General features: G+C 65.4%; 12 protein-coding genes. 10 read left to right on the forward strand and 2 right to left on the reverse strand.

Going from position 1 to position 18,890, the window contains the following annotated elements:
- The first annotated feature begins 50 nt into the window (after window positions 1–50).
- The 5 genes from AC5P66_RS05545 to AC5P66_RS05565 all read left to right on the forward strand — a co-directional run bounded on the left by AC5P66_RS05545 (window position 51) and on the right by AC5P66_RS05565 (window position 10,050).
- Window positions 51–2,777 carry a TcfC E-set like domain-containing protein gene (locus tag AC5P66_RS05545; RefSeq protein WP_495216118.1) on the forward strand — a complete coding sequence of 909 codons (2,727 nt, stop codon included), beginning with the start codon at window positions 51–53 and terminating at the stop codon, window positions 2,775–2,777.
- Window positions 2,774–3,919 (forward strand): CblD like pilus biogenesis initiator family protein, encoded by a 1,146-nt coding sequence (locus tag AC5P66_RS05550; RefSeq protein WP_495216119.1) that lies wholly within the window; start codon window positions 2,774–2,776, stop codon window positions 3,917–3,919. The genes AC5P66_RS05545 and AC5P66_RS05550 overlap by 4 nt, the downstream gene beginning before the upstream one ends.
- Window positions 3,920–3,937: 18 nt before the next feature.
- The gene (locus AC5P66_RS05555) at window positions 3,938–4,645 is read left to right on the forward strand and encodes a pilus assembly protein (protein ID WP_495216120.1); all 708 of its coding nucleotides are present in this window, start codon (window positions 3,938–3,940) and stop codon (window positions 4,643–4,645) included.
- A gap of 62 nt (window positions 4,646–4,707) precedes the next feature.
- A complete protein-coding gene (locus tag AC5P66_RS05560) occupies window positions 4,708–9,234 on the forward strand; it encodes an ESPR-type extended signal peptide-containing protein (protein ID WP_495216121.1) in 4,527 nt (1,508 codons plus the stop codon).
- Window positions 9,235–9,303: 69 nt separating this feature from the next.
- Window positions 9,304–10,050 carry a hypothetical protein gene (locus AC5P66_RS05565; protein WP_049411390.1) on the forward strand — a complete coding sequence of 249 codons (747 nt, stop codon included), beginning with the start codon at window positions 9,304–9,306 and terminating at the stop codon, window positions 10,048–10,050.
- 115 nt (window positions 10,051–10,165) lie between these two features.
- Here AC5P66_RS05565 and AC5P66_RS05570 read toward each other — a convergent pair whose 3' ends face one another.
- Entirely contained in the window at window positions 10,166–10,810 is a 645-nt protein-coding gene (locus AC5P66_RS05570; protein WP_049411389.1) for a hypothetical protein, read from the reverse strand.
- Window positions 10,811–11,020: 210 nt separating this feature from the next.
- On the reverse strand, window positions 11,021–13,444 hold the full coding sequence (locus tag AC5P66_RS05575; RefSeq protein WP_099494630.1) for a penicillin-binding protein 1A: 2,424 nt from the start codon (window positions 13,442–13,444) through the stop codon (window positions 11,021–11,023).
- Window positions 13,445–13,663: 219 nt separating this feature from the next.
- Here AC5P66_RS05575 and AC5P66_RS05580 point away from each other — a divergent pair, with 219 nt between their 5' ends.
- The 5 genes from AC5P66_RS05580 to AC5P66_RS05600 are packed head-to-tail and all read left to right on the forward strand — an operon-like array spanning window position 13,664 to window position 18,778.
- The gene (locus AC5P66_RS05580) at window positions 13,664–14,722 is read left to right on the forward strand and encodes a pilus assembly protein PilM (RefSeq protein ID WP_014038321.1); all 1,059 of its coding nucleotides are present in this window, start codon (window positions 13,664–13,666) and stop codon (window positions 14,720–14,722) included.
- Window positions 14,722–15,600: a PilN domain-containing protein gene (locus tag AC5P66_RS05585; RefSeq protein ID WP_049411383.1), complete on the forward strand. Its 879-nt coding sequence runs from the start codon at window positions 14,722–14,724 to the stop codon at window positions 15,598–15,600. The genes AC5P66_RS05580 and AC5P66_RS05585 overlap by 1 nt, the downstream gene beginning before the upstream one ends.
- Window positions 15,597–16,253, forward strand: coding sequence for a type IV pilus inner membrane component PilO (locus AC5P66_RS05590; RefSeq protein ID WP_049411380.1), 657 nt, complete (start codon window positions 15,597–15,599; stop codon window positions 16,251–16,253). The genes AC5P66_RS05585 and AC5P66_RS05590 overlap by 4 nt, the downstream gene beginning before the upstream one ends.
- The gene (locus AC5P66_RS05595; RefSeq protein ID WP_005418914.1) at window positions 16,253–16,786 is read left to right on the forward strand and encodes a pilus assembly protein PilP; all 534 of its coding nucleotides are present in this window, start codon (window positions 16,253–16,255) and stop codon (window positions 16,784–16,786) included. The genes AC5P66_RS05590 and AC5P66_RS05595 overlap by 1 nt, the downstream gene beginning before the upstream one ends.
- A gap of 21 nt (window positions 16,787–16,807) precedes the next feature.
- Complete coding sequence (locus tag AC5P66_RS05600; RefSeq protein ID WP_495216122.1) at window positions 16,808–18,778, forward strand: type IV pilus secretin PilQ; 1,971 nt, start codon at window positions 16,808–16,810, stop codon at window positions 18,776–18,778.
- Window positions 18,779–18,890: the final 112 nt, after the last annotated feature.

Below are 18,890 nucleotides of genomic sequence, written 5' to 3' on the forward strand. Positions count from 1 at the left end.
CCCGCGCCGGCCCGCACTCCGGGCCGGCCGCTACTCCAGCGGTACCCCCCATGACCCCACATGCCCCCGCCGTTACCCGGTTGGCGGTCGCGCTCGCCCTGGCACTGGCTGCTCCCCTGGCCGCAGCCCGCGGCGTCCCCGCCGGCTTTGAGGATCTGGTCGAAGGCCAGACCGAACAACTCGACATCCAGCTGTTCGGCCGCTCGGCCGGACTGTCACCGGTGCGCGTGACCCTGGAGCACGTGCAGTTGGAAGACCCCGCGCGCGTGCTGCAGGCGTTGGGCCTGCCTGCCGAAGCACAGGCAGCGTTGCTACCGGCGTTGTCGCAACCGCTGCCGCGCAACAGCCACCTGGCCTGCCGCTTCGGTGGCGCCACGGCCGGCTGCGGCTATCTCGATCCACCCGAAGACCCCGCCGTCGCGCGCGCGCTGTACGACGAAGGCGAGGGCGCGGTGCGCCTGTTCGTGGCGCGGCAATGGATTCCCGGCGAGCCGGCCGCCGAGCGCTACCACACGGTCACGGCCAATGCCGAGAACGCCTTCCTGCACCAGCAGACGCTCAACGTCAGCGGCGGCCGCGACCATCAGGCGCTGTCCGCGCGCGGCGTAGGCACGTTGGGACTGTTTGATCGCGCTCACCTGTCCGCCGACTGGTATTACACCCAGCAGCGCTACCGCAGCCGAAGCGACGACGACTTCCAGTTCGACAACGTCTATTACCGCCATGACCTGGGCCAGGCGCACTACCTGCAGGCCGGGCGTATGGACCGCCGCAACCTGTCCAGCCCGCAGGGCGGCACCTTCAGTTTCAGCATGCTGCCGCTGGACCGTTTCCAGGGCGCGCGCGTGGGCACCACCCAGGCCTATGTGGACACCGATGCCGCCGTGCAGGCCACGCCGCTGACGGTGCTGCTGGCGCGCGACGCTCGCGTCGATGTGTTCGATGGCGAGCGGCTGCTGCAGACCTTCTACCTGCAGGCCGGCATCAACCAGATCGACACCCGCAATTTCCCGTTCGGCAACTACCTGGTGCGCATGCGCATCTACGAGGACGGTGTGCTGGTGCGCACCGAGGAGGCGCCGTTCGACACGGGCGGCGACTGGACCAACAGCCAGTGGCAGTGGTTCGTGCAGGGCGGACGCCGCAACGAGCGCCGCAGCGACCGCTTCGATGGCGAACGCGTGGCGATGGCCGGCCTGCGCGTGCCGCTTGGCCGCGACGCCGCGCTTACCGCCGGTGTCGCCAATCTCGGCGGACACAGCTACGGTGAGCTGCGCCTGGACCTGCGCCACGTGCTGGCCACGCATGAGATGCGCGCCACGCTCAGCGGCATGCGGGGCAGCGACGGCAGCAACGGCCAGCAGCACCAGCTGTCGTACCGGCGCAAGGCGTCGTGGAATCTCTACCAGCAGCGCATGCGCGGCAAGGCCTGCCAGTTCGAGGCCGATGCGCGCGACCAGCTGGGTTGCACCAATTCGCTCAGCGGCTCGATGTCGCTGCCGGTGGCCGGTGGCAATGTCTACGTGGGCTATACGCGGCGCCAGACCTGGCGCACCGGCTGGCATCGCCCCGGGTTCGAGCAGGACCCGTTGTTCGGGCTGGATCCATTGCTGCCGCCCGGCCCGCTGGAGCCGCGCCGCGAACCGGTGCTGAGCCGCACCTGGCAGGCCAGCTTCAGCCGCAGCCATCGCTGGCAGGACTTCAGCGTGTCCACGCGCGTGGGCCTGTGGCAGCAGCGCAGCACCGACAGCGTGCGCGGCAGCAACGAGCGTGACCGTGGCATCTACTTCAACCTCAGCCTGACCCGCCTGCAGCGCAGCCATGACAGCAGCGGCCAGCGCCGCTACGCGGTGGACGTGCGCCAGCCGCAGCATCAGCGCCCGGCCATCGATTACAGTGTAGGCCAGAGCCTGCGCCAGGACCGGGACACGCACTATCGGGAGCTGAACGCCGAACTGCGCGGCAACAACACTGACCGCTACAGCGCCTCGCTGAGCGGCCAGCTGCAGAACGGCATCGGCAACACCACTGCCAGCATCGCGCACTATCAGCAGCGCGGGCGTGGTGAGACCGGCTACAGCGCTGCCCACAGCTCCGGTTTTGCCCTGGGCCGCCGCGGGTTCTACTGGAGCGGTGCCAACGGCGCCGAGGCCGGCCTGGCCGTGCAGGTGGACGGTTTCGACGATGCCGACCTGCATGGCGTGGCCGCAGAATTGCAGGTGGGTGGGCTGCGCCGACAGCGTTTGCAGATCGGCGAGCGCCGGCTGCTGCCGCTGCAGGCCTATCAGTCGCAGCGCGCCGAAGTGCAGGACGCCAGCACGCTGGACAGCATCGCCGCGATCCGCGTGACCGGCGTGGGCGGAGCACGGCCGATGTTCCTCACCCCCGGCAAGCTGATGCGCATGCCGGTGCCGATTGAAGTGACCTACACCTTCATCGGCAACGCCAAGGACCTTGCCGGGTCGCCGCTGGGCGGCGCCCGCATCCTCAATGCGCCGGTGCCCGGCACCAGCGCCAACGGCAGCTTCGTTGCCGATTTCCCGCGCCGCGAAACAACGCTGTACCTGCTGCAGGACGACCGCCTGCTGCACTGCCCGCTGCAGGTGCGCGAGCGCCGCCAGGTGGTGCTGCTGGTCGGCGCCGTGCACTGCGAGCCGCTGGCCGTGGCCCAGCTGCCGCCCGAGATCCGCCAGCAGGCCCGCGTCACCCGCCTGCTGCAGGAACGCGCGTTGATTGCCGCCACGCCCCAGACCGCTGCTGCAGGAGGTACGCCATGAGCCGGCGTTGGATGTGTGTGTTGATGCTGGTGTGTGCGCTGGTGCTGGTGATGCCACGGGCGTGGGCGCAGTGGCCGCCGGAGACCCATCCGACGGACCAGAGCCGGGACATCGTGATGAGCTGGGATCGCTCGGCGGTGCCGGGTGATGTGGTGCTGTGGGCGCCGCGGACGGTGCTGGGGTTCAGTCACGATCTGGCGTTCAAGTATGGGCAGATCCATGTGGTTTGCGGGTCTGCTTCTGATAGTGAATTTGGGCGGTGCCCGATAGACGCTGATCTGAGCTCATCAGGGGGGACAACAGAGATAACGTTGCGTCTCGTTGAACTCAGAACTGGCCTGCGTACCGAGATTCGTGCAGTAGGAAACCTACAGCGAGCCATGTCGGGGTACCGCTGCACTTTAGATTACTGGGACTCAGTACCGCGTGTTCTGAATTCAGCATTCTGGTACACATGCGGCATAGGGAGTGGGGCAGATCAGCCGCTCGGAACCGGCGTCGAGATGATCCTGCCTCAACGCGAAATTTCGCGACTCGTCGCAGGCCATTGGAAGGCCACGATGCGCCTGAACATCAAGGCCGATCCCGCTGCAGCACCCGTCGCCACAGCCACCTTCAACTTCGATTTCACCGTCACCGATTACGACGCGATCTCGATCTACTTCCCCGGCTTCGACGGCATCGCGCCGCTGGTCAACATGGACCTGCGCTACGACCCCATCCGCAAAGTTGTAGGCGGCTACAAGGAAGTGGACATGTGCCTGTACGACGGCGTGGGCTCGCAGAGCGAGTTCCTCGGCGTCACCGTGCGCGACAGTGGGCCGCGACCACCGCCGGGACGGGACTTCGCGGTCTGGCACGCGGATGGCGGCAGTGACGACACCCAGCGCCTGGACTACCAGGTCGGCCTGAAATACGGCGGAAACCTGCTGGCAATGAAACACGGCGAGGAACAGCTGCTGCGCGGCATCGACAGCGCACAGCTGCGCCTGGTGATGCTGCCGGGCATCAATCAACCCGTGTACTGCGTGCCCACCCCGCTGGTACTGGAAACGCCGCCTACGCCCATCGCCAGCAAACGGCCCGGTCTCTATGACGGCGAGCTGACGGTGGAACTGCGCGTGCCGACCGCCAAACCCTGATCCCCACGGACCCTCATCATGAAGAAGCTGCTGTTCTGTCTGCTGCCGTTGAGCGCGCTGCTGGCGCCGCCGGTACATGCCAACCTCTCGATCCATCCGATGCGCGCCGCCGTCGATGGCAAGCGCGGTACGCAGATCCGCGTCTACTCCCAATCCACCCAGCCGCAGTACGTGCAGGCACGCCTGTTGCGCATATCGAATCCCGCCCAGGCTGGCGAGGAAGAGGTGGAAATGGAGGCGGCCGACGCCGCGATCGCCATCACCCCTGGAAAGTTCGCACTCAGTGGCGGAGGCAATCGCCTGATCCGGGTGATTCCGCTACGCAGCGTGGAGAAGGAAGTGGCCTACCGCGTTTACTTCGAGGGTGTCAGGGGACCGGACGGGACCCTGCTTGAGGGTGACGAACAGGCGGCACAGGCCAACGTCGGCGTCAGCCTGGTCTGGGGCGCGCTGGTGAACGTGTTGCCCGCCAATGGCAGCGTGGATCTGCAACTGCAGGGCGACACCCTGCGCAACGTGGGGACCCTGCGGGTCGGCATCACCGCGCTGGCCGAGTGCAGTGCCAGTGGTGCCTGTACGACCCACGACTTTGCCAAAAGCCTGTACCCGGACGCGGAGCTGAAGCTGCCGTTCCAGCCTCAGCCGGGCAACACCCTGCAGCTGCATTACCGCCTGTCCAAGGACGGCTACCGCGAGCACGTAACCACCCTGGCGCCAAGCGCCTGATCGTTCCTGGCCCCGCGCTGTTCGCGGGGCCTCATTTTCGATGTCCTGTTAAGGGAGAGAGCATGAACCACATCTATCGTCGTATCTGGAGTACCGCCAAGCAGTGCTGGGTGGTTGGCAGTGAGTTGAGTGCGTTGCGTGGGAAACCGCACGGTGGCGGAGCACGCTTGTCGGGAAACTGCGCTGCATTGGCTGCTTGCTTCTTCTTCCTGCCGCTGGCGCAGGCGATGGAGCCTGCGCACTGCGAGCCCGAACAGACCGAGTGTTCGTCGGAGGTTGCTGCGACGAACATCGTGCGCATGAACTCATTGTTCAAGGCAACAGACGATCTTTCCCGTGCTGGTCTCCTGGCCGTAGGTGAGACGCTCTGGGGTGACGGCATCAAGCGCAACGGCGATCACAACACTGCCTTTGGCTACCGCGTCGAGGTGACCGGTGGTTACAACACCGCGGTGGGTTCGAATGCGCGTGCGCATGGTCTGGGCTCGACGGCGCTGGGCAACAATTCCTGGGCAAGTGGTGTCAACAGTGTGGCGGTGGGAAGTGGTGCGCAGGTCACCACCAATGGCGGCGTAGGCGCTATTGCAGTGGGTGCTGACGCCCGTGCCGGGACGAGCGGGTTCACGGGCGCCGTGTCAATCGGCAATCAGGCGGTGGCTCGATACGATGGGGTGGCGCTGGGGTATCGAGCCAACGCTCTGACCAGTAATTCGGTTGCACTGGGAAACTCTTCCACTGCCTACCAGGATAATGTCGTTTCGGTCGGAAACTCCAGCAACAAACGGAGAATCGTCAACGTTGGTCGCGGTAGTACGTCCTACGGAAGCACCGATGCCGTGACGGGCGGGCAACTATACGAAACGAACCAGGACGTCAGCGCTGCTCGGAGCCTGGCTGGCACCGCCAGTTCGAACGCCAACACCGCGCTGAGCACCGCCAACACCGCAAAGTCGAATGCGGACAATGCTCTGGCCAAGGCCAACATTCGGGAAGGGCTTCTCAACCAGGCGTCCGTTTCGGGAAATGTTCGCATAGGTGCAAGCAACAGCGGCACGACGCTTGATATCCGGAACAGCGCGAATGTGAACCGGAAGATCGCCGGTATTGCGGCTGGCACCGTAAACGCCGCAAGTGCCGACGCCGTGAACGGTTCGCAGCTGTATGCCACGGATCAGACCGCAAAGGCCGCGAAGGCGGCTGCCGACAGTGCGTTGGCACAGTCGACGACAGCTTCCTATCTGCTTGCCAATGGCAATACACCCACCGTTGCCATGCGTGCGCAGGCCACTGGTACGGGCGCTCTGGCGACCGGCATCTACACTGAGGCCAACGGCACGGCGGCGATGGCTGTGGGGCGCACGGCCAAGGCCAAGGCGGATGGTGCGATTGCCCTCGGCGATCGTGCCAGTGTGGGCAACGGCACGTCCAAGAACAGTATCGCCATCGGCACGACCGCTACCACCGGAGTACAGGAAGACCTGATGGCGATCGGACGCAATGCGACTGCGTCCGGTGGGGTCGGAGCCATGGCGCTGGGCGCGAACAGTGCGGCTGGTCACCTTCGCTCGGTCGCGCTGGGTTCGGGATCGGTGACTACCGCACAAGACCAGGTGTCGGTGGGTAGCACGTCAATCAAACGCAAGATCATCAACGTGGCCGACGCGACACTGAACTCCAGTAGTACTGAGGCGGTGACCGGCCGGCAGCTCAACGCAACAAACACCAACGTCAGTACGGCGCTGAGTGACGCCAGTTTGGCCAAGGCCAATGCGAATACCGCGCTGACCGAAGTGGGTACGCTCAAAGGGTTGCTCAGCCAGGACGGAGCTAGCGGTGATGTCCGCATCGGTGAGAAGAACAGCGGCACCGTACTGGATGTGCGCAATAGCGCGAATGCGAACCGGAAGCTGACCGGCGTGGCCGATGGCGTGGTCAGCGCCAGCAGCTACGAGGCCGTCAACGGCAGGCAGCTCAACGCCACCAATGACAAGGTGACGACTGTGGAGGGTGTGGCCAGGTCTGCGGGTGCAGACGCTGCCGTGGCAAAGACCGATGCAGCCAAGGCGTTGGTCGAAACCGCAGCACTGGGCGGGCTGGTGGCGCAGGTATCTGCGTCTGGCGATGTGCGCCTTGGTGAGAAGAACAGCGGTACGACGTTGGATGTGCGCAACAGCGCCAATGCCAATCGGAAGATCACTGGTGTGGCAGATGGAATCTTGAGTGCCAGCAGTGCTGATGCTGTGTCGGGTAGGCAGCTCTATTCAACCAATTCACGCGTCTCAGATCTTGAGGATCTTGCGCAGTTTGTGAGTATCGGCTCTGCGCCCTTCAGTGAACGCGCCGAAGCAGGTGTGGCAGGCGTTGCGGTGGGAAATTCAGCAAAGACGGGAATGGAGGGAGGAACTGCGGTAGGCACGTTTGCGGAGGCAATGGGGAAGAACTCCACCGCAATTGGTAGAGCGGCAACTGTCTCTGTGGATTCCGAGAATGGGTTCGCATTGGGAGTCGGTGCACAGGTAGGCGGAGACACTGGCGGTGCACGTGGAGGTGTGGCGATTGGTGCTGGCGCAAGCGTTGAAGGTGGAGCTCTCAACTCGCTAGCACTTGGAATGGGTTCCCAAGCTGATGAAGTTGGGGTTGCGTCATTCGGGAGTGTCGGCATCCAGCGCCGCCTTGTAAACATCGCCCGTGGCGCTGCCGACCACAACGCCACCACTGTCTCTCAGCTTAAGGATTCCCTCGCCACCCTCGGCGGCGGCGCAGGCATGGATGCCAATGGCAACATCATCGCTCCGACCTACGCGGTGCAGGGCGGAACGCAGAGCAGCGTCGAGGACGCGCTGATGGCACTCGATGGCGCCGTCATCACCGCAGGCCGTCGCACGGACAAGGTGGAAGGCCAACTCAGCTCCATCTTCCAGGACTCACCTTCCGCCCGTGCCGACGGCATGAACCAGATCGCGCTGAATGGCGTGAATGGCATGGTGCTGACCAACCTGGCTGACGGCCGAGTTGCGCCGGGAAGCCGTGATGCTGTAACCGGCAGTCAGTTGTACGCCGCCGAGCAGAAGATCTCGCAGAATCGGAATGATCTGGAGGCGATACGCAAGGAGCGGGAGATGGGCGAGCAGGTAATGCGTGGATTGGATGTGAGCGGCTCGATCGATTTTGGGGGTGCGCGTTTGACTGGCGTGGCCGATGGTTCGGTTTCTGCGGATAGTCACGACGTAGTCACCGGTCGCCAGTTGTTCGGCGTCAGTGATCGGGTATCCAAGATCGAGCATCAGGGTCGCTTCCTCAAAATTGACACGGATCAGCTGAGCGAAGATGCCTTCGCAGGATTCTTGGGTGTTGCCATTGGTGACTCGGCTCGTACGCAGGGTGAGGGGGGGACGGCACTGGGGGCCTATGCGAGAGCGCTTGGTGTTAACTCTGTCGCTCTTGGTCGTGGCTCGGGCGTTTCTGCTGACGCTCCTTACGGTTTTGCGGTCGGCACTGGATCTCAAGTGCACTCCGCACGAGGCATTGCGATCGGCAGTGGCTCGGTAGTTGACTCAGATGCAGCAGGATCTCTGGCTTTGGGCGCCAACTCTGCGGCAACAGAAGTCGGAGTTGCTTCCTTCGGCAACGCGACCGCGCGGCGCCGCCTCATAAACATCGCCAATGGCACCGCCAACCACAACGCCGCCACCGTCGGCCAGCTGCGCGGCGCGCTCTCCGCCCTCGGCGGCGAAGTCGATGCCAACGGCAACATCGTCGGCCCCAGCTTCAACGTTCAAGGCCAGTCCCAATCCACGCTCAACGGTGCATTGGAAGCGCTCGACGGCGCAGTCGTCAGCACCACCTCGCGCGTGAACCAGGTCGAATCCCAGCTCCGCTCCGTGTTCCAGGAAACTCCCTCGGTACGCGCAGACGGTACCGCCCAGCTCACCCTGGCCGGTGCCAACGGCATGGTCATCTCCAACGTGGCCAACGGCCTGATCGCGGCCGGCAGCCGCGATGCGGTCAACGGCGGCCAGCTGCATTCGATGCAGCAGCAGCTCAACGGCCGCATGGATGGGCTGGAGCAGCGCATCGACGATCAGCCGCAGGCCCGCGCCATGGCGACGGCGTCCACGCCTTCGCCGTCCACCGAAGAAACCGCGCCGACGCCGGAAACCAGCGGTCCGCCGCAGATCGCCTCGACCGGTGAAGGTGACAAGCCGACGCCGCAACCGAAGTCGAAGCAGGACGACACGCCCAAGCCGCAGGTCGATACCGCCGACCTGGAAAAGATGCTGGCCCGTGCCAACGAGTACACCGATGGCGCGATCAGCAATTTCGAGCGCCGCCTGGACAAGATGGACAAGCGCTTCAACCGCATGGCGGCGATGAGCAGCGCACAGACCGCGATGGCGATGAACACCGCCGGCCTGGCCACCTACAACCGCCTGGGTGCGGGCGTGGGTTACAGCGAGGGTGAATCGGCGATGGCGGTGGGCTACCAGCGCGTGCTGAACGAGAAGGGTTCGGCCACCTTCAGCCTCAATGGCGCGTTCACCAACAGCGGTGAGCGCAGCATGGGCGTCGGCGTCGGCATCGGCTGGTAAGCGATGGAGCCCTGGCGTGACGCGCGTAATCCGCCCCGCCGCGCCGGGGCCCTTGCCGAGGAAATGGCCATGTACCGTTGGGTAAGCCGATTCATCAGCTATCGCACGTTCTATCTGTGGCGGGCGCGGTATTACTACTACACCCGCAATCTGGACCGCTGGCTGCTGTTCGCCCTGCTGTGCGTGGCGGGCACGGGCTTGGCGGCCTGGTACACCTGGCGGGTATCGAGCGTGCCGCCGCCGCGCGTGCATCCGGAGGCGGCCGCGCTGCGCGTGGAGAACATCACCCAGGAGGCGATCCATCGCATCGTGCTGGTGCGGCATGGCGGCCCAACCCCGGGTGAGCCGTTCACCACCCCGGAGGATGTCCGTGCCGGCACGCTGCGCACACTGCGGGTGCGGCAGCTGCTGGACAGTGCGATGGTGTGGCAGCTGAAGGCCCACATGCTGGCCGACATGGCGGCGTACATCGATGCGACGGGAAGCTGCTTCCCTTTCCCGTGCTGGCAGGTGAGCCATCGGCTGGAGCTCATGCGTGCGGCGGAGGCGGAGAACGCGGCCATCAACCGGGCACTGGAGCCGGTACTGGAGATCCCGTTGGACAGGATGCCCAACCTCAACGGCGGTGAGCGCGTGCGGATACAGACGGCGTGGTCGGACCCGTTCGGCGATGTCTACAACCAGACCTGGTTGCTGGGCGATCTGCAGAACATGCACGCGCGGATGATGATGGCGTACCCGCAGCGCGTGGGAGCTCCCTGGTTGATGCGCCTGCTTGGCGATGAGACGGAGGAGCAGCACCATGATGTCTGGTAGGGCAACGCACCTTCTGTAGAGCCGAGCCATGCTCGGCTGCTCTTCGGTCAGCTATCCGGATGCCTGATGCACAGTGCGGACCAACGGTCCGCACCTACCAGAACCTGCGGAACCGTCACCCGCCGATGTACGCGGTGATCTCCGCTTCGGCCAGCAGCTGCCGCAACTGTGCGACAGACGCGCGCCGCATCGGCTTCTCATCCACCGGGGACAGCGGCGCCTGGCGCAGTGCATCGTACGGCAGTACGGCCAGGTCGAAGGTCAGCTCCTCGGCACTGAACACCCACACTGGCACATCCAGGCTGCGCTCGCGGTCCATGCGCAGCCGGCGCGTCCGCGACTCGGCGGGAATGCCGTGTTCGTCCAGGAAACGATGTACGGCTTCCGGGTCGTCGCTGTGCAGGTGCAGCTGCACCGGGCTGTTGGCATCGGCGGTACCTTCCAGCACCGGGCCGGCCAGCCGTGGGGCGAAGCCGTGCAGGAACTCCAGCGCGCGCATCGCGGCCTCGCGGCGGCGCTGCAGTTCGTTGCCGTGCTGGGGCCCGGCGAACAGCCGCTGGTATTCGCGCAGGGCGTCTTCGATCTCGGTGTTGCGCGGCAGGGAGGCATCGTCGTGGATGCCAAGCCGGCTGGCAGCCTTCAACTTGGCCTGGTGGTAGTCGCGGATGCCGCCTTCAGCCATCAGGCGGGCGGCTTCGTGGGCGAGGCGGTGGCGCCGCTCGCGGGTCTGGCTGGCAGCATGCTGACGGGCGCGGTGCATGCGATAACTCCTGTTGCGACCTGGCTACAGACTAGCGCACGGATGTGACATCCGCGTGGGTATTTCACCGAGACGAGCACGCGGATGCCGTTGATGGTGTAGAGCCGAGCCCATGCTCGGCTGCTCTACCGCACGCCCTGAGCCGAGCACGGGCTCGGCTCTACAGGCGCGTCGGTGCCAACCCACGGTTGGCACCCACCTGACCCTTCCTCAGAAGATATCGAACGCGGCGGCGTCGGCCTGCGGCGTATTGAGGTTCAGGTCGTAGTCGGTCAGGCGGTCCATGTCTTCCACCTTCACCCACTCGGTTGCGCCGTTGAGGGTGGCCTGGACCATGCCGCTGGGCGGCTCGTTCTGCGCGATCGGGGTGTCCTTCAGCGCGGTGCGCATGTAGTCGATCCAGATCGGCAGCGCCGCCTTGCCACCGTATTCGCGGTAACCCAGCGAGCGGAAGTCGTCGCGGCCCACCCACACGGTGGTCACGTACGGGCCGCCGAAGCCGGAGAACCAGGCGTCACGATGGTCGTTGGTGGAGCCGGTCTTGCCGCCCACGTCCTCGCGGCCGAGCACCTTGGCCTGCACACCGGTACCGCGCTGGACCACGTCGCGCATCATCGACACCAGCTGGTAGGCGGTACGGGCGTCGATCGCGCGCGGGGCAGTGCGGGCGTCCGGATTGGCCGGAGCGGCGGCAGTTTCGGTCTTGGCTTCGGCCTTGGCCGCAGCGGCCGGGTCCACCTTCGGGGCCGGGGCGCCGAAGTTGAAGCCATCCACCACCTGGTTGACCGGCTGATCGCTGCTGCCCGCACAGTCGCGGCAGGCCAGTGCCGGGTTTTCCTTGAACACCAGGTTGCCGTCGCGGTCATTGACCTGGTCGATCAGCCAGGTATCCACGCGCGAGCCGCCATTGGCGAACACCGCGTAGCCACGCGCCACCGACAGCGGGGTCAGCGAGGCAGTACCCAGCGACATCGACAGGTTCGGCGGAAGCTCCGATTCGGCGAAGCCAAATTCGCTGATGTACTTGCGCGCATAGTCCACGCCCATGCCATCGAGCAGGCGCACCGAGACCAGGTTGCGCGACTGCACCAGCGCTTCACGCAGGCGCATCGGGCCGCGGAAGCCGCCGCCGTCGTTCTGCGGGGCCCAGGTCTTGCCGCGGCGGTCGCGGAACACGACCGGCGCGTCGAGCACAATCGAGGCCGGGTTGTAGCCCTTGTCGAACGCTGCGGCATAGATGAACGGCTTGAAGCTGGAACCCGGCTGGCGGCGGGCCTGGGTGGCGCGGTTGAACTTGTTGCCGGAGAAGCTGAAGCCACCGACCAGCGCCTTCAGCGCACCGCTGTGGGCATCCAGCGAGACCAGCGCGGACTGGCCGCGCGGGATCTGGTCCAGCAGCCACTCGCCCTCCTTGGCCCCGGCGCGCACGCGCACGATGTCGCCGCGCTGCACCAGCTTGCCCGGGGTCTTGTTGGTCCACTTGGCGGCACCGGCCGGCAGCACGATCTCGGTGCGGTTGGCCAGCACCACCGTGGCGCTGCCATCGGCAGCGGTGCTGGCGACGATTGCCGGCAGCAGGCCGGCCTGGCCGTACATGCCGCGCAGGTGCTCGGCCAGGGCGGCGGCATCGTCGCCGGCGCCCAGCTGCACCTGCTTCTCCACGCCGTGCCAACCGTGGCGGTGGTCGTACAGCAGCAGGCCATCACGCACGGCCAGGTTGGCCGCAGTCTGCAGGGTGGAATCGATCGTGGTGGTGACGTGGTAACCCTTGTTGACCACGTCGCCGCCGAAGCGGGCGATCATTTCCTGGCGCACCAGCTCGGCCACGTAGGGCGCATCGACCTGTACCGGCGGCTCATGCGCGGTGGCGTGCATCGGCACGGCCTTGGCCGCGTCGGCCTCCGCCTGGCTGACGAACTTCAGGTCGGCCATGCGCTGCAGCACGTAGTTGTCGCGGCGCTGGCGGGCACGTTCCGGGTTGGAGATCGGGTTGCCCGAGGACGGGAACTTGGGGATGCCGGCCAGCGAGGCCATCTCGTCCAGGTCCAGCTCGTTCAGCGTCTTGCCGTAGTAGAACTCGGCGGCGGCGGCCACGCCGTAGGCGCGGTTGCCGAAGAAACTCTTGTTCAGGTACAGCTCGAAGATCTCGTCCTTGCTCAGCTCGGACTCGATCTTCCGCGCCAGCAGGATCTCGGCCAGCTTGCGGGTATAGCTGTACTCGGAGCTGAGGAAGAACTGGCGGGCGACCTGCTGGGTGATGGTGGAGCCACCCGGCACGCGCTTGTCGTTGGTGGTGGCCAGCAGCCAGACCGCACGGCCGATGCCCATGTAGTCCACGCCGCCATGCTCGTAGAAGCGGGCGTCCTCGGTGGCCAGGAAGGCCTGCTTCAGCCGCTCGGGCACGTCCTTCATGGTGACCGGGGTGCGCCGGGTCTCGCCGAACACCGCCATCAGCTTGCCATCGGCAGCGTAGACGTACATCGGCTCCTGCATTTCCACGTCGCGCAGGGTCTGCACGTCGGGAAGCTTGGAGGAAACGGCATAGTACAGACCGCCCACGGCGGCCGCGCCGATCAGCGCCAGGACCAGGACAATCAGGAAGATCCAGCGCAGCCAGCGGCGGAGTCGAGTCATCGGGTTCAGATTCCGATTGCGAATTTCGTGGTCGCAGAGTATAGATTACGCAAGGTGGCGGCTGGGGTCGGCACCGGGGAGCGCAAGGGGAACAGTCAGGGGCTGCGTGGTGAATCCGTGAGGGATTTCACAGCAGGGCCGTTGCCATTTGCTAAGAATACGTTATTAATGCTCGGACGCAGGTCTTGCGTCCAAGTGCCCGTCGGCAGGGGAGAAACCGTGGGGCTCATCCCAAAAAGTCAGTCGCCGCTTGTAGGCGTCGACATCAGTTCGACTGCGGTAAAGCTTTTGCAGCTGTCCCGCAGCGGCAATCGTTTCCGCGTGGAACATTACGCTGTGGAACCTCTTCCACCGAATGCGGTGGTGGAGAAGAACATCGTTGAAGTGGAGGCCGTCGGTGAGGCCATCCGCCGGGCGATGAACCGTTCAGGCAGCAAGGCCAAGTTGGCCGCTGCCGCCGTCGCGGGGTCGGCGGTGATCACCAAGGTGATCCCGATGCCGGCCGATCTCGACGAAAACGACATGGAAGCGCAGATCGAGCTGGAAGCGGTCAATTACATTCCGTATCCGATCGAGGAAGTGAACCTGGACTTCGAGGTGATCGGGTCGATCCCGAACAACCCGGAGATGGTCCAGGTCCTGCTGGCCGCGTCGCGTTCGGAGAATGTCGAGCTGCGCCAGTCCGCACTGGAGCTCGGTGGCCTGCAGGCCAAGGTGATGGACGTGGAGGCCTTTGCGGTCGAGAACGCCTACGCCCTGGTCGCCAGCGAGCTGCCGGTGTCCATCGACGGCGTGGTTGCGCTGGTCGACATCGGCGCCACCATGACCACCCTCAATGTCCTGCGCGGCGGCCGTAGCCTTTACAGCCGCGAGCAGGTGTTCGGTGGCAAGCAGCTGACCGACGAGATCATGCGCCGCTATGGCCTGAGCTACGAGGAAGCCGGGCTGGCCAAGCGCCAGGGTGGCCTGCCGGAAAGCTACGAAATGGAAGTGCTGGAGCCGTTCAAGGAAGCCACGGTCCAGCAGATCAGCCGCCTGCTGCAGTTCTTCTATGCGGGCAGCGAATTCAACCGCGTCGATCACATCGTGCTGGCCGGCGGCTGCGCCGTGCTCGGTGGCCTGCCGGAGATGGTCGAGGAGCAGCTGGGCGTGCCGACCGTGGTCGCCAACCCGCTGGCGCAGATGACCCTGGGGCCGAAGGTGAACGCGCATGCGTTGGCCCAGGATGCCCCCGCGCTGATGATCGCGACCGGTCTGGCGCTGAGGAGCTTCGACTGATGGCACGCATCAATCTATTGCCCTGGCGCGCCGAGCGGCGCAAGCAACGCCAGCGCGAGTTCTACGCAATGCTGGGCATGGCCGCTGTCGGTGGCCTGCTGTTGTCGCTGATGATCTGGTTCTATTACGACCGCCAGGTGAGCGGCCAGATGGACCGCAACGCCTATCTGGAAGCCGAGATCGAGAAGGTCAAGGAACAGAACAAGGAGATCGATCGCCTCGACGCGCAGAAGGAACGGCTGCTGGCCCGCAAGAAGGTGATCGAGGAACTGCAGGCCAAGCGCTCGCAGATGGTCCACCTGTTCGACGCACTGGTGCGCACCATCCCCGACGGCGTGGTGCTGACCGCACTGAAGCAGGAAGGGGATGTGCTGACGCTGGAAGGACGCACCCAGTCCAATGCCCGCGTTTCGGCCTACATGCGCAACCTGGAGACCTCCGGCTGGATGACCAATCCGGAGCTGTCGATCATCGAAGCGCGTGACCCGGAGAAGGACAAGGATGGCAAGGTCGGTCCGCTGGCAGACATCAAGGCGCTGCCCTATGTGTTCGTGGTCAAGGTGAAACTGCCGGCACAGAGCGAAGAGGTCTCGGCGACGCCGGGCCTGAACGCCGATGGCTCGGTGGCGACGTCGGCGCCGGCACCGGTGGCTCCGTTGGCCGCAGGTCCGGATGCCGCGACGCCTGCGGCTCCGGCAGCTGGGCAGCCGCCGGCACCTGCCACACCTGCTGCTGCACCGTCGGCCGCTCCGGCTGCTCCGGCCAAGCCGAACCAACCGGCCGCGCCGGCCCCGGCACCTGCCCCGAAGCCTGAGGGCAGCCGCCTGGCGCAGCCGCCGCAGGCCTTCAATGCGCTGCTGCAGGGGGATCGCGCATGAGCCAGAAGATCGACATCAAGAACCTGGATTTCAACGACATCGGCAACTGGCCGCAGAAGGCCAAGATCGTCTTCTGCTCGTTGCTGGCACTGGTCATCATGTTCGTGGCGTGGATGCTGCTGATCAGCGGCAAGCGCGAGGAGCTGGCCGGCCTGGAATCGAAGGAAGTCGAGCTGCGCACCGAGTTCACCAAGCAGCAGGAACGCGCGGTGAACCTGGAGCCGCTGAAGCAGCAGCTGGCGCAGATGGAGCAGGTGCTGCAGCAGATGCTGCGGCAGCTGCCGAGCAAGACCGAAATGCCCGACCTGATCATCGACATCTCGCAGACCGCGCTGTCCAGCGGCCTGACCAACGAGCTGTTCGAACCGGAGCAGGAGCAGATCAAGGAGTTCTACGCCGAGAAGCCGATCAAACTGCGCATGGTCGGCAGTTACCACCAGTTCGGCGCATTCGTCAGTGGCGTGGCCTCGTTGCCGCGGGTAGTGATCCTGACCATGCATGACATCAACCTCAAGCCCAAGGAAAAGACCGGCGGCAACGTCCGCAGCGGTGCACTGGAACTGTCCGGTACGGTCAAGACCTACCGTTACCTGGACGAGACCGAAGTGCAGGCGCAGCAGGCGGCTGACGCTGGCAAGGAGGGCAAGAAGTGATGCGCGCGCAGACCGTACGTGGTGCGATGGTGCTGGCTGTACTGCTGCTGGCCGGTTGCGGCCGTGGCGTGACCAGCACGCCCGGCGACGCACCGAACCTTGAAAAGTGGGTGGAAGGCGAGCGTGCGCGACCGGCGCAACCGCTGGAGCCGCTGCCGGTGATGCAGCAGTTCGAGACCTTCGAATATTCCGCGCAAGGCATGCGCGATCCGTTCACCGATGCCTGGACCAATCCGCAGCAGGGGAACGGCGGATTGCGACCGGACCCGAACCGGCGCAAGGAGCCGCTGGAAGGCTTCCCGCTGGATGCGCTGGACATGGTCGGCACCATCGGTACTGGTGCAGGCACCGTGGCGCTGGTGATGGGGCCGGACAAGGTCACCTACCGGGTTCGCCCGGGCGGTTACCTGGGGCAGAGCGACGGGCGGGTCACGGCGGTCTTCGAAGACCGCGTGGAGCTGATCGAACTGGTGCCGGATGGCGCGGGTGGCTGGCTGGAACGGCCGGCAACGCTCTCGCTTGAAGATCAATGATCGTTTACTGGGGATAGCACGATGACCTTTCACCAAGCCAAGGGGCTGCGTCCCATCCGGCGCTCTACCTTGAACCGTGTCAGCGCGCTGGGAGTCGCGCTGATGCTGGCCTGCGCTCCGGCGCTGGCTGCCGCACCGGCGGAAAAGCCGGTGGACGCCACCGTGGCACCGGCCGCTGCGCCGGCAGGCCTGTCGGTGGCCAAGATCGATTTCAAGCGTGGCGATGACGGCGCCGGGCGCCTGATCGTGCAGTTCGACGGGCAGGGCGCGATCCCTGACCTGCGCACGCAGGGCAACAGCGTCGTGGTCGACGTCGGCAATGCCCGACTGCCGGCCAACCTGCAGAAGCCGATGAACGTCACCGACTTCGCCACGCCGGTACAGCGCATCGACGCCAAGCCGTCCGGTGCCGGTACCCAGCTGGTGCTGAGCACCGGGGGTGCCGTGGAGTCGCTGGCCTACCAGAGCGGCAATGAGTACGTGGTCGAGATCAGCCCGCGGCAGGCCCCGACCGCCGTCGGCGCGGTCACCGCCGGCAGCGTCACCCAGGCGGCCAAGGCCGTCGGCCAGCGTGGTTTCACCGGCAAGCCGGTGACCTTCAACTTCCAGGACGTGCCGGTGCGCACCGTGCTGCAGTTGATCGCCGAGGAGTCCAACCTGAACGTGGTTGCGTCCGACTCGGTGCAGGGCAATGTGACCCTGCGCCTGGTCAATGTGCCGTGGGACCAGGCGCTGGACATCGTCCTGCGCGCGAAGGGCCTGGACAAGCGTCGCGATGGCAGCGTGATCTGGGTGGCGCCGCAGGCTGAACTGGCCAAGTTCGAGCAGGAGAAGGAAGACGCGCGCATCGCCATCGAGAACCGCGAAGACCTGCAGACCGACTACATCCAGATCAACTACCACAGCGCCACGCAGATCTTCAAAGCGCTGACCGAGGCCAAGGGCATCGGCGGCAGCGGTGGCGGTGGCAGCGGCGGTGGTTCGGGCAGCTCTTCGCAGGAAGACAGTGGCTTCCTGTCCTCGCGCGGCCGCATCGTGGCCGACGAGCGCACCAACACGCTGATGATCAGCGACATCCCGAAGAAGATCGCGCGCATGCGCGAGCTGATCAACGTGATCGACCGCCCGGTCGACCAGGTGCTGATCGAAAGCCGCATCGTCATCGCCACCGATACCTTCGCCCGCGAACTGGGCGCGAAGTTCGGTGTCAGCGGCAGCCGTGACAATGTGTACTTCAGTGGCAATCTCGAAGCCAACCGCTTGACCCGGGAATCGCAGGTCAAGTCCGCGCAGGACAACGCCAAGGCCGAACGTGACTGGATCGCAGGTGGCCGCGTCGGCCCGCCGCCCGTACCGGTGGGCTCGACCATCACGCGTGGTTTGAACTGGAGCCTGCCGGTTGCCGCGGCCAGCAACCCGGGTTCGCTGGCGCTGTCCATCCTCAATGCCGGCTACCTGCTGGACGTGGAACTGTCGGCCATGCAGGAAGAGTCCCGGGGCGAAGTGATCTCCAACCCGCGCGTGGTCACCACCAACCAGCGCGAGGCGCTGATCAAGCAGGGCAAGGAAATCGGCTACGTCACCATCAGCGGTGGTGGCGCTGGTGGCGTGGCGACCCCGAACGTCCAGTTCAAGGAAGTGGTGCTGGAACTGAAGGTCACTCCGACCATCACCAACGACAACCGCGTGTTCCTCAACATGCAGGTGAAGAAGGACGAAGTCGACCAGCTGATCCAGCTGGAAGGCTACGGCACCGTGCCGTCGATCAACCGCCGCGAAGTCAACACCGCGGTGCTGGTCGAGGATGGGCAGACCGTGGTCATCGGCGGCGTCTACGAATTCACCGATCGCAGCAGCATCAGCAAGGTTCCGTTCCTGGGCGACGTGCCGTTCCTGGGCAACCTGTTCAAGAAGCGCGGCCGCAGCAAGGACAAGGCCGAGCTGCTGGTGTTCGTCACCCCGAAGGTGCTGCGCGTGGCCAAGCAGAACTGAGCCATCGCTCCGAAGTCTTCGAAGAAGGGCCGCCCTGTGCGGCCCTTCCTCGTTGTCGCCAGTAGATCCACGCCGTGCGCGGATGCGCCGTTCAGCCGTTCTTGATGCCAAT

The organism is Stenotrophomonas sp. YJH_SMC_122 (assembly GCF_059369535.1).

Coding starts and splice junctions, on each gene's coding strand:
- AC5P66_RS05545 (WP_495216118.1), top strand. CDS start 51: ATGACCCCACATGCCCCCGCCGTTACCCGGTTGGCGGTCGCGCTCGCC.
- AC5P66_RS05550 (WP_495216119.1), top strand. CDS start 2,774: ATGAGCCGGCGTTGGATGTGTGTGTTGATGCTGGTGTGTGCGCTGGTG.
- AC5P66_RS05555 (WP_495216120.1), top strand. CDS start 3,938: ATGAAGAAGCTGCTGTTCTGTCTGCTGCCGTTGAGCGCGCTGCTGGCG.
- AC5P66_RS05560 (WP_495216121.1), top strand. CDS start 4,708: ATGAACCACATCTATCGTCGTATCTGGAGTACCGCCAAGCAGTGCTGG.
- AC5P66_RS05565 (WP_049411390.1), top strand. CDS start 9,304: ATGTACCGTTGGGTAAGCCGATTCATCAGCTATCGCACGTTCTATCTG.
- AC5P66_RS05570 (WP_049411389.1), bottom strand. CDS start 10,810: ATGCACCGCGCCCGTCAGCATGCTGCCAGCCAGACCCGCGAGCGGCGC.
- AC5P66_RS05575 (WP_099494630.1), bottom strand. CDS start 13,444: ATGACTCGACTCCGCCGCTGGCTGCGCTGGATCTTCCTGATTGTCCTG.
- AC5P66_RS05585 (WP_049411383.1), top strand. CDS start 14,722: ATGGCACGCATCAATCTATTGCCCTGGCGCGCCGAGCGGCGCAAGCAA.
- AC5P66_RS05590 (WP_049411380.1), top strand. CDS start 15,597: ATGAGCCAGAAGATCGACATCAAGAACCTGGATTTCAACGACATCGGC.
- AC5P66_RS05595 (WP_005418914.1), top strand. CDS start 16,253: ATGCGCGCGCAGACCGTACGTGGTGCGATGGTGCTGGCTGTACTGCTG.
- AC5P66_RS05600 (WP_495216122.1), top strand. CDS start 16,808: ATGACCTTTCACCAAGCCAAGGGGCTGCGTCCCATCCGGCGCTCTACC.